This window comes from Paraburkholderia terrae, from assembly GCF_002902925.1.
In the GTDB taxonomy this organism is placed as follows: domain Bacteria; phylum Pseudomonadota; class Gammaproteobacteria; order Burkholderiales; family Burkholderiaceae; genus Paraburkholderia; species Paraburkholderia terrae.
In genome coordinates this window covers 678,791-693,395 of the sequence record NZ_CP026111.1, presented here as the reverse complement: position 1 = coordinate 693,395, position 14,605 = coordinate 678,791, and the positions used below count along the sequence as shown (strand labels likewise).

The 14,605-nt window shown below is 61.5% G+C and carries 14 protein-coding genes; 4 read left to right on the top strand and 10 right to left on the bottom strand.

Features of this window, described 5'->3' with window-relative positions; translation table 11 throughout:
* Positions 1-719 precede the first annotated feature (719 nt).
* The 7 genes from C2L65_RS03095 to C2L65_RS03065 form a co-directional block, all read right to left on the bottom strand.
* On the bottom strand, positions 720-1,436 hold the full coding sequence (locus C2L65_RS03095; protein WP_042310467.1) for an ABC transporter ATP-binding protein: 717 nt from the start codon (positions 1,434-1,436) through the stop codon (positions 720-722).
* Positions 1,436-2,212, bottom strand: coding sequence for an ABC transporter ATP-binding protein (locus tag C2L65_RS03090; RefSeq protein ID WP_007586207.1), 777 nt, complete (start codon positions 2,210-2,212; stop codon positions 1,436-1,438). The genes C2L65_RS03095 and C2L65_RS03090 overlap by 1 nt, the downstream gene beginning before the upstream one ends.
* A gap of 18 nt (positions 2,213-2,230) precedes the next feature.
* The gene (locus C2L65_RS03085; RefSeq protein ID WP_042310465.1) at positions 2,231-3,400 is read right to left on the bottom strand and encodes an ABC transporter permease subunit; all 1,170 of its coding nucleotides are present in this window, start codon (positions 3,398-3,400) and stop codon (positions 2,231-2,233) included.
* An 18-nt stretch (positions 3,401-3,418) separates the two neighbouring features.
* Positions 3,419-4,369 carry a branched-chain amino acid ABC transporter permease gene (locus C2L65_RS03080; protein WP_007586210.1) on the bottom strand — a complete coding sequence of 317 codons (951 nt, stop codon included), beginning with the start codon at positions 4,367-4,369 and terminating at the stop codon, positions 3,419-3,421.
* Positions 4,370-4,597: 228 nt separating this feature from the next.
* Positions 4,598-5,800: a branched-chain amino acid ABC transporter substrate-binding protein gene (locus C2L65_RS03075; RefSeq protein WP_042310463.1), complete on the bottom strand. Its 1,203-nt coding sequence runs from the start codon at positions 5,798-5,800 to the stop codon at positions 4,598-4,600.
* A gap of 539 nt (positions 5,801-6,339) precedes the next feature.
* The gene (gene ispH / locus C2L65_RS03070) at positions 6,340-7,299 is read right to left on the bottom strand and encodes a 4-hydroxy-3-methylbut-2-enyl diphosphate reductase (protein WP_042310461.1); all 960 of its coding nucleotides are present in this window, start codon (positions 7,297-7,299) and stop codon (positions 6,340-6,342) included.
* 2 nt (positions 7,300-7,301) lie between these two features.
* The gene (locus tag C2L65_RS03065) at positions 7,302-7,757 is read right to left on the bottom strand and encodes an FKBP-type peptidyl-prolyl cis-trans isomerase (protein WP_035987541.1); all 456 of its coding nucleotides are present in this window, start codon (positions 7,755-7,757) and stop codon (positions 7,302-7,304) included.
* A 207-nt stretch (positions 7,758-7,964) separates the two neighbouring features.
* Here C2L65_RS03065 and radC point away from each other — a divergent pair, with 207 nt between their 5' ends.
* The 4 genes from radC (at position 7,965) to nadB (ending at position 11,175) form a co-directional block, all read left to right on the top strand.
* Positions 7,965-8,675 (top strand): RadC family protein, encoded by a 711-nt coding sequence (gene radC, locus C2L65_RS03060; protein WP_233446495.1) that lies wholly within the window; start codon positions 7,965-7,967, stop codon positions 8,673-8,675.
* Positions 8,676-8,930: 255 nt separating this feature from the next.
* Positions 8,931-9,164, top strand: coding sequence for a 50S ribosomal protein L28 (gene rpmB / locus C2L65_RS03055; protein WP_007586227.1), 234 nt, complete (start codon positions 8,931-8,933; stop codon positions 9,162-9,164).
* 10 nt (positions 9,165-9,174) lie between these two features.
* Positions 9,175-9,342, top strand: coding sequence for a 50S ribosomal protein L33 (gene rpmG / locus C2L65_RS03050; RefSeq protein ID WP_007586229.1), 168 nt, complete (start codon positions 9,175-9,177; stop codon positions 9,340-9,342).
* A gap of 234 nt (positions 9,343-9,576) precedes the next feature.
* On the top strand, positions 9,577-11,175 hold the full coding sequence (gene nadB, locus C2L65_RS03045) for an L-aspartate oxidase (RefSeq protein ID WP_042310550.1): 1,599 nt from the start codon (positions 9,577-9,579) through the stop codon (positions 11,173-11,175).
* Between the two features lie 83 nt (positions 11,176-11,258).
* On the opposite strand, the gene nadC is transcribed toward nadB, so the two are convergent.
* From nadC to C2L65_RS03030, 3 genes are all read right to left on the bottom strand, one after another.
* On the bottom strand, positions 11,259-12,161 hold the full coding sequence (gene nadC / locus C2L65_RS03040; protein WP_042310458.1) for a carboxylating nicotinate-nucleotide diphosphorylase: 903 nt from the start codon (positions 12,159-12,161) through the stop codon (positions 11,259-11,261).
* Positions 12,161-13,291, bottom strand: a complete 1,131-nt coding sequence (gene nadA / locus C2L65_RS03035) for a quinolinate synthase NadA (RefSeq protein WP_042310454.1) — start codon at positions 13,289-13,291, stop codon at positions 12,161-12,163. Before nadA ends, nadC begins: the two co-directional genes overlap by 1 nt.
* A 117-nt stretch (positions 13,292-13,408) precedes the next feature.
* Positions 13,409-14,605: a DesA family fatty acid desaturase gene (locus C2L65_RS03030; RefSeq protein ID WP_042310548.1), complete on the bottom strand. Its 1,197-nt coding sequence runs from the start codon at positions 14,603-14,605 to the stop codon at positions 13,409-13,411.

Genomic DNA, 14,605 nt, shown 5'->3' with positions numbered 1-14,605 from the left:
CACCGCCAGTTCTTCTTCCTGCCTGAGGGCCCCCAACCGGTCCTACGCTTCACGCGGCATTCACGTGACTCATGCTCGTTGCCAGCACTCTTGCGGTGCGCCTCACCTGCTTCGCGCGCCCGCGTCGCCGCACGCCATGCCGGATATTCTACAGCCGCCCAGGTGGCAAACTGTGTGTCGGCCCTCGGTGCTCCACACGCACCACTCCGGACCGATAGCACGCGTGTCCCACCCTGTAAGAGCGCCAAGCTATACGACGCGACAACCTACATACAGTTTGCCACCTGGGCGGCACATACCATTCGCAGCCGCTAGCCCTTGTGCGGGTGTTTGAAGTGGGTGAGGCGCTCATTCGAAGCGTTAGCAACGCACGCGAACAGATAGGCTGCCGTGTGAAGCGTAAGACCCTTTGGGGGCCCTCAGGCAGGAACTAGAACTGGCGGTGTTAGCCGCTTTCTTTTGCCTACTTTTCTTTGCGGCGGCAAAGAAAAGTAGGTGCCGCCCCGCACAGGGGCGACGCTTGAAGCGCGCTAACAAAACGCGGATGCCAGCGCAAAGGCCAAAAACACCAAACGGCAACGCATGAAGCACGAAGGCAAACCGCGGATGCCAGTGCAAAAGACGAAGTCAAAACCAAAACCCAAGAGACAAAACAAAAAAGGCCACACGCCTGAACGTGCAGCCCTTCCCGTTAAAACAAAAAAACCCAACCGCGAGAATTACTCGCCGAGATACGCGGCCCGCACCTTCGGATCATGAAGCATCTGCTTGGCGTCGCCAGACATGGTGACAGTACCCGAATCCATCACATACCCGCGATCCGCAGCCTGCAAGGCAAGTCGAGCATTCTGCTCAACGAGCATCACGGTGATGCCTTCCTTCGAAATCTCACGCACGACTTCGAAGATCTTCTCGACCATGATCGGCGACAGCCCCATCGACGGCTCGTCGAGCAGCAGCAGCTTCGGCTTCGAGATCACAGCGCGCGCCATCGCCAGCATCTGCTGTTCACCGCCCGAAAGCGTACCGGCCAGCTGCGTCGCACGCTCCTTCAAGCGAGGAAAGAAGCCGAACATCCGCTCGACGTCCTTCTTGATCCCTTCGTTATCGGTACGCAGATAAGCACCCATCTGCATATTCTCGATAATCGACATACGCGCGAAGATCCCGCGCCCTTCCGGCACCATCGCGAGACCACGCTTCAGAAGCTCGTGCGCCGGCACGCCCTTGATCGACTGGCCCATGTACTCGATATCACCGGCCGAATAAGGCTTCAGGCCCGTAATAGCCTTCATGGTCGTCGTCTTGCCCGCGCCATTGGCACCGATCAGCGTAACGAGTTCGCCCTGCGCGATCTCCAGGTCAACACCCTTGACGGCCTGAATGCCGCCGTAGTTGACCTGCAGGCCCTTGATTTTCAACATTGCCGTAGCCATCAGTGGACCCCCGCACCCAGATAAGCCTCGATCACCTTCGGGTCCTTCTGCACGTCATGCGGCAGACCTTCAGCGATCACCTTGCCATAGTCGAGCACTGTCATCCGGTTGCACAGGCCCATCACCAGTTTCACGTCGTGCTCGATCAGCAGGATCGTCTTGCCGTCCGCGCGGATCTTGTCGAGCAGTTTCGTCAGTTCGACCTTCTCCGTTGCGTTCATGCCGGCAGCCGGTTCGTCGAGTGCGAGCAACTTCGGATCGGTCGCAAGCGCACGTGCAATTTCCAGACGGCGCTGGTGACCGTACGACAGGTTGCGCGACGTGTAGTCCGCGTACTGCAGCACGCCAACGTATTCGAGCAGTTCCAGCGCGCGCTCCTTGATCTCGCGCTCTTCCTTGCGCTCAGCCGGCGTCTGGAACACGGCGCCCAGCAGACCGTGCTTCGTACGCACGTGACGGCCGACCATCACGTTTTCCAGCGCAGTCATGCCGCCGAACAGACGGATGTTCTGGAACGTACGCGCGATGCCCGCCTTCGCCACCTGATACACCGCCGTCGGCGTGTACGGCGTGCCGTCGAGCTTGAACTCGCCCGAGTCCGGCGTGTAGAGACCAGTAATCACGTTGAAGAACGTGGTCTTGCCAGCGCCGTTCGGGCCGATCAGACCGTAAATCGTGCCTTCCTCGATCTGAAGGCCCACGTCCGACAGCGCCTGCAAGCCACCAAAGCGCTTGTTCACGCCCTTCACGGACAGACGGATTTGCTTGTCACTCATGTTCTCTGCTCCCTGTCCTTAAGCACGCACCGGCTTCTTGTTGCTGCGCTTGGCAATCTTCGCGATCTTGTCCTCGTGCTTCGGCGACGGCCACAGGCCTTCCGAGCGGTACAGCATGATCAGCACCATCGCGAGTGCGTAGACGAGCTGACGGATCACTTCCGTATCGACGACTTCGTGACCGAAGATCAGGTGTTGCAGCGGACCCATCGTCGAGCGCAGGAATTCCGGCAGCACGGCGAGCAGCACCGCGCCGAGAATCACGCCCGGAATGTGGCCCATGCCGCCCAGCACCACGGCCGCCAGCACGACGATCGATTCCGGCAGCGTGAACGATTCCGGCGACACGAAGCCCTGGAACATGCCGAACATCGAGCCCGACAGGCCGCCAAACGACGCGCCCATCGCGAACGCGAGCAGCTTCACGTCACGGGTGTTGATGCCCATCGCCTTCGCGGCGATTTCGTCTTCGCGGATCGCGGCCCATGCACGGCCGATACGCGAGTGCTGCAGACGCGTACACACCCAGATCACGAACAGCGCACACAGCACGAACACGTAGTAGTACGAGTACACCGACGGAATCGTCAGGCCGAACAGCGAGTGCGACTGCGAGAGGCTGAAATCGCCGAGATGAACGGGGTCGATGCCCGTGATGCCCTTCGGGCCGTTCGTGATGTTCGCCGGACGGTCGAGGTTGTTCAGGAAGATCCGGACGATTTCCCCGAAGCCCAACGTCACAATGGCAAGGTAGTCGCCACGCAGACGCAGCGTCGGCGCACCGAGAATCACACCGAAGAACGCAGCGACTGCCATTGCGCACGGCACGATGATCCAGAACGGCATGTGCAGGCCGCCCGGCGCGAGATGTGCGATCCATTCGAACTGGCTCGTCAGGTGCGGCGAGGACAGCAACGCTGCCGTGTACGCGCCCACCGCGTAGAACGCGATGTAACCCAGGTCCAGCAGGCCGGCAAAGCCGACCACCACGTTGAGACCCAGCGCGAGCATCACATACAGCATCGCGAAGTCGAGCACGCGGACCCAGTAGTTGCCGCCGGCGGTGCCGATGACGAAGGGCGCGGCGATCACGAACACAGCGGTGATGATGCCCACCGTCAGCGTCTTCGTCAGGTTCCGTTCAGGGATGAGCGTCGTGGACGGCTCGATCGGTTGAATTGAGGTCATTGTATTTGCTCCTTTCCCTTACGCGCGGTCCGCGACACGTTCGCCAAGCAGGCCCGACGGACGGAACACCAGCACGATGATCAGCACGATGAATGCAAACACGTCCTGGTAGTTACTGCCGAATACGCCACCCGTGAGGTTGCCGATATAGCCGGCACCCAGCTGTTCGATCAGACCGAGAATCACGCCGCCGACCATCGCGCCGCCGAGATTGCCGATACCGCCGAGCACGGCCGCCGTGAACGCCTTCAGGCCGGGAATGAAGCCCATGTAGAAGTGCGCGTTGCCGTATTCCGACGCGATCATCACGCCCGCCAGCGCCGCCAGCGCCGAGCCGATCATGAAGGTCGCCGAGATCACGAAGTTCGGGTTCACGCCCATCAGCGAGGCGACACTCGGGTTTTCGGCGATCGCGCGCATTGCGCGGCCGAGCTTCGTCCTGTGCACGAGGAGCAGCAGGCCCGCCATCACGAGGAACGCGACGACGATGATCACGATTTCAGTCATCGAGATCACGGCGCCCGGCGTCGTATCGGTGGCCTTGATCACGTTCAGCGGATCGGTCGGCAAGAGCTGCGGGAACGGCAGCGGGTTGCGCGACCAGATCATCATCGCGAGCGTCTGCAGCAGGATCGACACGCCGATCGCGGTGATCAGCGGGGCGAGACGCGGTGCCTTGCGCAATGGCCGGTACGCCACGCGTTCGATCGTGTAGCCCACCGCCGCGCAGACAATGGCCGCTATGACCAGCGCGATACACAGCGTCGGTATATTGCCGAGACCGGGGAAATGATTCTGCAATACCCCGATACAGGACAGGGCAACCATCGCCCCCACCATCAGGATGTCGCCGTGCGCGAAGTTGATGATGCCGAGAATGCCGTACACCATCGTGTAGCCCAGTGCGATGATGGCGTAGACGCTGCCAAGCACCAGTCCGTTGAGAACCTGCTGGATGAAAATATCCATTTAATGCTCCTTAGCCCGTGCGACTGGATTCGCGCGCTTCATCTGCCGGTTGGCACTGATGCTTCACGCAAATCGCAACGGCACTGCGGGTACTGATGTAAAAGACCGGTAAGGGTTATCTTCGTCGAGCGTCTGTAGCCACCGGGTTGCAGCGGCCCGCGCGCTCGACGCGGATGCAAAAACGGCACCGTCGGATGGTCCGGTGCCGTCAGGCTGTACGTCCCGTCATTACATCTTCACGACGTCGAGGACCGCTTTCTTGCCGTCCTTGAAGTCGTAAAGCGTAATTGCGCCTTCTTTCAGGTCGCCCTTGTCGTCGAATGCGATGTGACCGATTACACCTGTGTAGTCAGTCGAGGGCATCGCAGCGAGCACCTTGGGCGGCTCGATCGAATTGGCGCGCTTCATTGCGTCGACGATCACGTATACAGCGTCATACGTGAACGGCGCGTAAATCTGCACCGGCGTGTGGAAGCGTGCGTCGTACTTCTTTTCGAAGTCCGCTCCCCTTTCCATCTTCGAAAGCGCGAGACCTGCTTCCGAACACACGAGGTTCTGAACGGCACTGCCCGCCAGCTCCCCTACCTTGTCGGTACACACGCCGTCGCCGCCAAGGATTTTTGCCCTGATTCCGAGCGCCGCCGCCTGTTTCGTGAACGGCCCGCCCGTTGCATCCATGCCGCCGAACATGATGGCGTCCGGCTGGGCACTTTTAATCTTTGTGAGGATGGCCCGGAAATCCGTGGCCCGGTCATTGGTCGCCTCGCGCGCGACGATCTTCGCGCCGCCCGCCTCCGCCGTCTTGGCGAATTCGTCAGCAAGACCCTTGCCATACGCAGTCGCGTCGTCGACCACGGCGATCCGTTTCGCGCCGAGTGACTTCGTCGCGTAGTTCGCCAGCGCCGGACCTTGCTGCGCATCGGTCGCGACGACCCGGTAGGTCGTCTTGAAGCCCTGCTGCGTATAGGCCGGATTCGTCGAGGATGGCGATATCTGCACAATGCCCGCGTCGCTATATATCTTCGAGGCCGGAATCGACACACCCGAATTCAGGTGCCCGACTACGGCAACTACATGATCGTCCACCAGCTTCTGCGCGACCTGCGTGCCCGTTTTCGGATCGCCCGCATCGTCCTGCGCGTCGAGTTGCAACTGGATCTTGCGGCCGTCGATGGTCAACCCCTGCGTATTGATCTCTTCAATAGCGAGACGCGCCCCGTTTTCATTGTCCTTGCCCAGATGTGCAATGCCGCCCGTCAATGGGGCCGCATGACCGATCTTCACGATAGTCACTTCGCTTGCGCTCGCCGCCGACGCTGCCACCGCTGCCGACGCACTCTTGTCCGCCTCGCCTTCGTTCTTTTTGCTGCACGCGGTCAACATCGCAACCGCGGCCGCGATGGACACGGCACAAGCAAACTTGACTCGCATTAAATAGGTCTCCTGCGCCTTGCTAAATCTGGCGTTCCGAGGCGCTCAAGCCCTGAGAACGCGCGCATTGTAACTCCAATTTTGCGACGGGCAATATTGTTGGAGGCGCAGGGTTTTCCTGCATTGCAACCGTGCTGCGAGGCCCTTACCGGCCGATCATCGCAACCTGGTTGCGCCAGTTTTTCGTGCATCAGTTGCACCACTGCTGACGCCTTGCAGCATCAGATGTTGCAGAGATTTCGCTGCGAGCCCGATGCTGCGGACTTCGGCATATCTATCTGTCTCAATATTATGTTAGTCGTCAAATGCACCGTATTTGTGCAATTGTTCGCACATCAACGCAATTGTCTGGTGAAAAACGGGGCGCGATCGGCCTCACGCACCCAAATTACGCCCCGGAAAACAAAAAGAATGTTCGCCTCGACACCGTCCCTGGTTTGTTTTTCGGTGATATGGCACCATTTTTGTGGCGATTTGCGAGGTGCGAAGGCAATAAAAAAGCGCGCCCGCGGCGCGCTTTTTTGGTTGGGGACAGGTCTTCAGGCGGGCAAACCGAGCCCGCGCGGCAGCGGAAACGCAATGTTTTCCTCGATGCCTTCCAGCGCGCGCACGTTGCGCACGCCCAGCTCGCGCAGACGGCCGATTACGGCCTGAGCCAGTGCTTCCGGCGCCGACGCGCCCGCCGTCACGCCGATGCGGCGCTTGTCAGCGACCCACGCGGGATCGATCTGATCCGGCGAGTCAACCATATAGGAAGGGACGCCGAGCTTTTCGGCCAGTTCGCGCAGCCGGTTGGAGTTCGAGCTGTTCGGGCTGCCGACGACGATCACCACATCGCACTGCGGCGCCATGAACTTGACGGCGTCCTGGCGGTTTTGCGTCGCGTAGCAGATGTCCTGCTTCTTCGGTTCCTTGACGTTCGGATACTTCGCCTTCAGCGCGGCAATGATCTGCGCGGCGTCGTCCACCGACAGCGTGGTTTGCGTCACGTACGCGATGCGATCAGGGTCGGCAAGCTGGAGCGCCTGCACGTCCGCGATATCTTCGACGAGATACATGCCTTCGGCCGTCTGCCCCATCGTCCCTTCGACTTCGGGGTGACCCTTGTGGCCGATCATGATGATGTCAAAGCCTTCGGCGCGCATCTTCGCGACTTCGATGTGCACCTTGGTGACGAGCGGACAGGTCGCGTCGTACACGCGCAGGCCGCGCTCGTCGGCTTCGGCCCGCACGGCTTTCGACACGCCGTGCGCACTGAAGATCACCGTGCTGCCCGACGGCACTTCTTCCAGTTGCTCGATGAAGATCGCGCCTTTCTTGCGCAGGTCTTCGACGACATACGCGTTATGAACGATTTCGTGACGCACGTAGATCGGCGAACCGTACAGCTTGATGGCGCGTTCGACGATCTCGATCGCCCGATCGACGCCGGCGCAGAATCCGCGCGGCTGCGCAAGCAGGATTTCAGCTTCGGCGAGAGTCGTGTCCGTGATGCTCATGTTTACAGGATCCCGATGATTTTGACTTCGAACGTCAGCGCCTGGCCGGCGAGCGGATGGTTGAAATCGAAGAGAGCCGAAGTTTCACCCACTTCCTTCAGCACTCCCGCATAGCGACCGCCGCCCGGCGCATTGAATTCGACGAGATCGCCGGGAGAAAAATCCTCGCCGATCATCGCGTTTTCGCGCAGCGTGGCCAGCGACACGCGCTGGATCAGCTCCGGGTTGCGCGGGCCGAATCCCTGACCCGGCTCTAGCTGAAAGGTCGAATGGTGGCCCACCTTCAATCCCAGCAGAATGTCTTCCAGCGGCGGCGCCAACTGGCCCGCGCCCAGCAGCAGCGTAGCGGGTTTGTCGTTAAAGGTGCTGACGATCTCGGCGCCATCGGCAAGCGAAAGCCGGTAGTGAAGTGTGACGTGCGAACCGGGTTTCACTTCGGAGATGTCGATGATGCTCATGCGGTACTCGTTCGGTCGTGGCGCGCGGCGCACAAACGCAGCGGCGCGGGTCGCGCGCATAGCGTGCCCGGGCCATGCCGGGGGCGCCGTGCGCAAAGGATCTATTGTAAGCCACATATCCCGAGCCGGCTGGAACGTTGCTGCGCGGCGCGTCGTCGCCGCACCATCCGAAATTCGAAGGACATTGCCATGAACGACACATTAGTCATGCCGCGCTCTGCGGCAGAAAAGCCTCCGATACGCCGTCCGCAGCCCGCGTGGCCGACGCGCGACATGCCGCGCGAGCGGCTGCTCGAGGCTGGACCGGCGGCGCTCTCCGAAACCGAACTGGTCGCGCTTGTGCTCGGCTCCGGGCTACCTGGCCACAATGTCTTCGACGTCGCGCGCTCGCTGCTGGAGCGCTTCGGCTCGTTGCGCGCGATGCTCGACGCGACGCCCGAAGACCTCGACGGCGTGCGCGGCGTAGGCCCGGCCAAGCGCGCACAATTGCTGGCGATCATGGAGATGGCGCGGCGCGCGCTCGCGGAAAAGATGCGTGAGCGTCCGCTGATCGACTCGCCCGAAGCCGTCGAGGACTATTTGCGGCTGTTGATCGGCTCGCGGCCCTACGAGGTGTTCATCTGCCTCTTTCTCGACACGCGGCACCGGCTGATCCGTTCGGAAGAAAACTCGCGCGGCTCGCTCACGCGCATGGCCGTATACCCGCGCGAGATCGTTCGGCGCACGCTGTCGGTCAATGCGGCAAGCCTGATCGTCGCGCATAATCACCCGTCCGGCGCCGTCAAGCCGAGCGCCAGCGACCGCCAACTCACGCGCGTGCTGCGCGACACCCTCGCTCTGATCGACGTGCAACTGATCGACCATCTGGTGATCGGCGCGAACGAGACGTTTTCTTTCGCCCGCGCGGGCTGGCCATGAGCTGCAGCGCAATGAGCGCACAGCGGAAAAGGCGCGGACGGCGTTGCGCGGCTGCCCAGTCCGTCGCAAATAAGGTTTGATATTTCGGCTTTTTTTCTGCTAGAATTTCGGTTTGCCTCTTTCCAACCCCTGTTCCGAAGCCTCAAGGCCTTTCCGGAAAGCGAGAGATTAAGTCGGCTACGGCTTGGTTCTTATGTTTTCCCGGGAAACTTCACGGCGTTCCGAACTCAGAATTAGCGTATTAGGAGTGCTCTCATGGCACGCGTATGCCAAGTAACTGGGAAAGCGCCGATGAGCGGCAACAACGTTTCCCACGCGAACAACAAGACCAAGCGTCGTTTTCTTCCGAATCTGCAGAACCGCCGTTTCTGGGTTGAAAGCGAAAACCGTTGGGTGCGCCTCCGCGTCTCGAACGCCGGCCTGCGCCTGATCGACAAGAACGGTATCGACACCGTGCTCGCAGATCTGCGCGCACGTGGCGAAGCCTAAGGAGTAAATCATGGCCAAGGGCGCACGCGACAAGATCAAGCTGGAATCGACCGCTGGTACGGGTCACTTCTACACGACCACGAAGAACAAGCGCAACATGCCGGAAAAGATGGAGATCATGAAGTTCGATCCCGTCGTCCGCAAGCATGTGGCGTACAAGGAAACGAAGATCAAGTAATCAGGTCTTCTTCCTGTCGAAAAAGCCCCGCACCATGCGGGGCTTTTTGTTTTCCGGCTACCGGCTTCGCGGTAGCCCTGTTCGCAATCCTCCCCTCTTCCGGCGCGCAATAGCCTACGCCGTTCGGTCAGCTTTTCCTCGACGGTTTCAACGCGTATGCTGTTCGGTTTCCCAATCGAACGGTCTAGGCGGCGCATGCCGCACCGGCCGCGCAATACGACGGAGAGAGAGGAGATGAATTTCGATGTAGCGATTGTCGGCAGCGGACTGGCCGGTTTGAGTGTCGCGCTGAATCTCGCGCAGACGCGGCGCGTCGCCGTGATCGCCAAGCGTTCGCTGACGGATGGCGCCAGCGACTGGGCGCAAGGCGGCATCGCCGCCGTGCTCGATTCGGCCGATAGCGTCGAGAACCACGTCGACGACACGTTGATCGCCGGCGGCGGCTTGTGCGACGAAGCGGCGACGCGCTTTATCGTCGAGCATGGCCGCGAGGCGATCCAGTGGCTGATCGACCAGGGCGTGCCATTCACCAAAGACGATGCCGCGGAGCTCGGCTTCCACCTGACGCGCGAAGGCGGCCACAGCCATCGGCGCATCATCCACGCCGCCGATGCGACGGGCCACGCCGTCGTCGCGACGCTGAGCGAGCGCGTGCGGCAGCACCCGAACATCACGCTGCTCGAAGACCACTACGCGATCGACCTGATCACCTCGGACCGTCTCGGCCTGCCGGGACGCCGCTGTCACGGCCTGTACGCGCTCGATCTCGCAAGCGGCCGCACCGTCACCATCGAGGCGCCGCATACCGTGCTCGCCACGGGCGGCGCGGGCAAGGTCTACCTGTACACGACCAACCCCGACACCGCGACGGGCGACGGCATCGCAATGGCCTGGCGGGCCGGTTGTCGCGTGTCGAACATGGAGTTCATCCAGTTTCACCCAACGTGTCTGTTTCACCCTTACGCCAAGTCCTTCCTGATCTCAGAGGCTGTGAGAGGAGAAGGTGGCATTCTTAAGCTGCCCGACGGTACGCGCTTCATGCCGGCTCACGACGAACGCGCCGAACTGGCGCCGCGCGATATCGTTGCACGCGCGATCGACTTCGAGATCAAGAAGCGCGGTATCGACTGCGTGTATCTCGACATCAGCCATCAACCGCCGGAATTCCTGCGCGAACACTTCCCGACCATTCTTGCGCGCTGCCTCGAGTTCGGCATCGACATCACGAAAGAGCCGATTCCCGTCGTGCCCGCGGCGCACTACACGTGCGGCGGCGTCGTCACGGATCTCGCCGGGCGCACGGATCTGGCCGGGCTTTACGCTGTCGGTGAAACGTCGTGTACCGGCCTGCATGGCGCGAACCGGCTCGCGAGCAATTCGCTGCTGGAGTGCCTCGTGATCGGCCGCTCGGCCGCGCAAGCGATCGAAGAAGAAGGTTTCGGCGCGGCCGTGCATGCGCCGCTGCCCGATTGGGACGAGAGCCGCGTGTCCGATCCCGACGAGGAAGTGGTCGTCGCGCACAACTGGGACGAACTGCGCCGCCTGATGTGGAATTACGTCGGCATCGTGCGGACGGACAAGCGGCTAGCGCGCGCGAAACACCGGCTGACGTTGTTGCGCGACGAAATCCATGAGTACTACGCGAACTTCAAGGTGAGCCGCGATTTGCTCGAACTGCGCAATCTGGTCGATGTGGCGTCGCTGATCGTCGAAGGCGCGCGTTCGCGGCGCGAGAGCCGCGGACTGCACTACAGCCGTGACTGGCCGAACCCGCTGCCCAAGGCGCTGCCCACCGTGCTTTCGCCGGAGCGCGTGCCGAACCGCAACGTGTAGCCGTCGCGCGACGCGCATGAAAAAAGGCCATCGCCAGTCTGACTGGCGATGGCCTTTTGCTTGAATCATTTAACCGCGGCGTATCAAACGATGCGCATTGAGAAGTCCGTCGCCCGCACGTCCTTGGTCAATGAACCGACTGACACGCGATCGACGCCCGTCTCGGCAATCTGCCGGATCGTATCGAAGTTCACGCCACCGGACACCTCGAGCACCGCGCGCCCTGCCGTGATCCGCACGGCGTCGCGCATCATGTCGAACGAGAAGTTGTCGAGCAGAATCGACTGCGCGCCATGCGCGAGCGCGGATTCCAGCTGTTCGAGCGTTTCGACTTCGATCTGGATCGACACACCCGCATTCAGTGCGAGCGCCGCCTGCATCGCCGCGCCGACGCCGCCCGCCGCCGCGATGTGATTCTCCTTGATCAGGATGCCGTCGTAGAGCGCGAGACGCTGGTTTGCGCCGCCGCCCACGCGCACCGCGTACTTCTGCGCGAGACGCAGGCCGGGCAGCGTCTTGCGCGTATCGAGCACGCGTGCACGGGTATGCGCGATCGCATCGGCGAACTTGCGCGTCGCGCTCGCCACGCCGGACAGCATCTGCAGAAAGTTGAGGCCGTTGCGTTCAGCTGTCAGCAGCGAGCGCGCCGGGCCCCGCAGCGTACACACCACGGAATCCGCCGCCATGCTGTCGCCCTCGCGATAACGCCATTGCACGTCGATGCGTGGATCGACGCGGCGCATCACTTCGTTGAACCATGGCACGCCGCACAGCACCGCCGCCTCACGCACGATGATGCGCGCATCGCGCATTTCGTCAGCGGGAACGAGCAGGCCAGTGAGATCGCCGCTGCCGACGTCTTCCTCAAGCGCATCGCTGACATTGCGCGCGATCGCCGCAGCAAACGCTTCGCCGTACTGCGCCTCGATTTCCGCAAAGAGTGGCGATACCGCGTCCCTCGGCTCCAGTTGGTCATTCGCGCCCATCAAGCGGCTCCAACGTTAGAGAACAGCGCCGTATCGCGCGCGAGATCGCCGCTCGCCTGCACGCGCTTCTTGTGACGCGCAGCGAAATCGAGCATCCGGTCGATCGGCAAACGCGCGCGCTCGCCGAGCGACGGGTCGACGAAAATTTCGTTGTGGCCGCGCTCCAGCACATCCGCGAGATTGCGCAAGCCGTTCATTGCCATCCACGGACAATGCGCGCAGCTCTTGCACGTCGCGCTGTTGCCGGCCGTGGGCGCTTCGATGAAGGTCTTGCCAGGCGCCGCGAGCCGCATCTTGTGCAGGATGCCGAGGTCCGTCGCGACAATGAAGTGCGTCGCGTTGTTGTTCTTCGCGGCGTCGATCAGTTGCGTCGTCGAGCCAACCACATCTGCCTGCGCAACCACGCTTTCCGGCGACTCAGGATGCACCAGCACTTTCGCGTCCGGATATTCGGCGCGCAGCAGATCGAGTTCGACGCCCTTGAATTCGTCGTGAACGAGACACGAGCCTTGCCACAGCAGCATGTCGGCGCCCGTCTTCTTCTGGATATAGCTGCCCAGATGACGGTCCGGCGCCCAGATGATCTTTTCGCCGCGAGCGTGAAGATCCGCGACGATTTCCAGCCCGATCGACGACGTAACCATCCAATCGGCTCGCGCCTTCACCGCGGCACTCGTATTCGCGTAGACGACGACAGTGCGGTCCGGATGCGCATCGCAGAAAGCGGAAAATTCGTCGACAGGACAGCCCAGATCGAGCGAACAGGTCGCGTCCAGATCGGGCATCAGAATTCGCTTGTTCGGGCTGAGAATCTTCGCGGTTTCGCCCATGAATCGCACGCCAGCAACGACCAGCGTTTGCGCGTCGTGATCGCGTCCGAAGCGCGCCATTTCAAGCGAATCGGCCACGCAACCGCCTGTCTCATCCGCGAGTTCCTGCAGTTCCGGATCGACGTAGTAGTGCGCAACGAGCACCGCCTTTTCACGCTTGAGCAAGCCGCGAATACGCTCCTTCAGCGCGAGCCGTTCCTGCGTCGACGGTGCGTCGGGCACCTTCGCCCAAGCCTGCCCCACACCGCAGGTCGCGCCCTGCGGACGGTCATACTCGACGCTCCTGATCGCCTGATTCATGATCTCCTCTGCCCTGCTGATTCCGCCGCCGACTGCCATTTCGGCGGCCCAAAAAGAAAAACCCCGCCAACGCGGGGTTTTGTGACGTAACGAAAGTTTAATAGATTTCGTCGCGTATCAGGCGTAGCGCCGCAGACGCATCGCAAATTCCTGCAGGGCCTTGATGCCGCTTTGTTCAGCGCGATGACACCAATCTTGCAATTGCACCAGCAGTTGTTCGCGCGATGCGTTCGAACGCTCCCACATTGCGGCCAGTTCATTGCGCAATTCGATATACGTGCGCAATTTCTGGCTGTTCGCGAAAATCTGCGGCAACTGGCGACGCTGCGGCTCGTCCAGACCCGCCTCTTCCTTGTGGAACCAGCCACGCGCGCCGCGCATAACTTGATACTTTTCGCGCGCGCCCACTTCCTTCAGATGCGCCAGTTCCTGACGGTAAGCGCGCTTGATAGCCTTCGCGTACGTCGCCATCACTTCATAGCGGTTCGCGAGCACGGCTTGCAGCGTGTCCTGATCGAGCACGAGCTTGCCCGTGGTCAGGCGCGGCGTCGGTGCAATCTTCTTCACCTTGGCAAGACGGAACGCCGACATGATACGGATGTACATCCAGCCGATATCGAACTCGTACCACTTGTTCGACAGCTTCGCCGACGTCGCGTACGTGTGGTGGTTGTTGTGCAGCTCTTCGCCGCCGATGATGATGCCCCACGGAATCAGGTTCGTGCTCGCATCTGAGGAGTTGAAGTTGCGATAACCCCAGAAGTGTCCGAGACCGTTGACGACGCCCGCCGCCCAGAACGGGATCCAGATCATCTGCACGGCCCACACGCTCAGACCGACGATGCCGAACAGCGCGACGTCGACGACCATCATGATGCTCACGCCGAGGATCGGGTACTTCGTGTAGACGTTGCGCTCGATCCAATCATTCGGCGTGCCGTGGCTGAACTTGCGCATCGTTTCTTCGTTCTTCGCTTCGGTGCGATACAGTTCGGCACCTTCGAGCAGCACCTTCCAGATGCCGCGCGTCTGCGGGCTGTGCGGATCTTCTTCCGTCTCGCACTTCGCGTGGTGCTTGCGGTGAATCGCAGCCCACTGACCCGTGAGCATGCCCGTGGTCATCCACAGCCAGAAGCGGAAGAAGTGCGCCGCAACGGGATGCAGATCCAGCGCACGGTGCGCCTGGCAGCGGTGCAGATAGACAGTGACGCCAATGATCGTGACGTGCGTGACGGCGAGCGTCCACAACACGATTTGCCACCACGAGAAACGCAGTGCGCCGTGGGCAAGGAAATCAAGCAAGGAATTCAACAA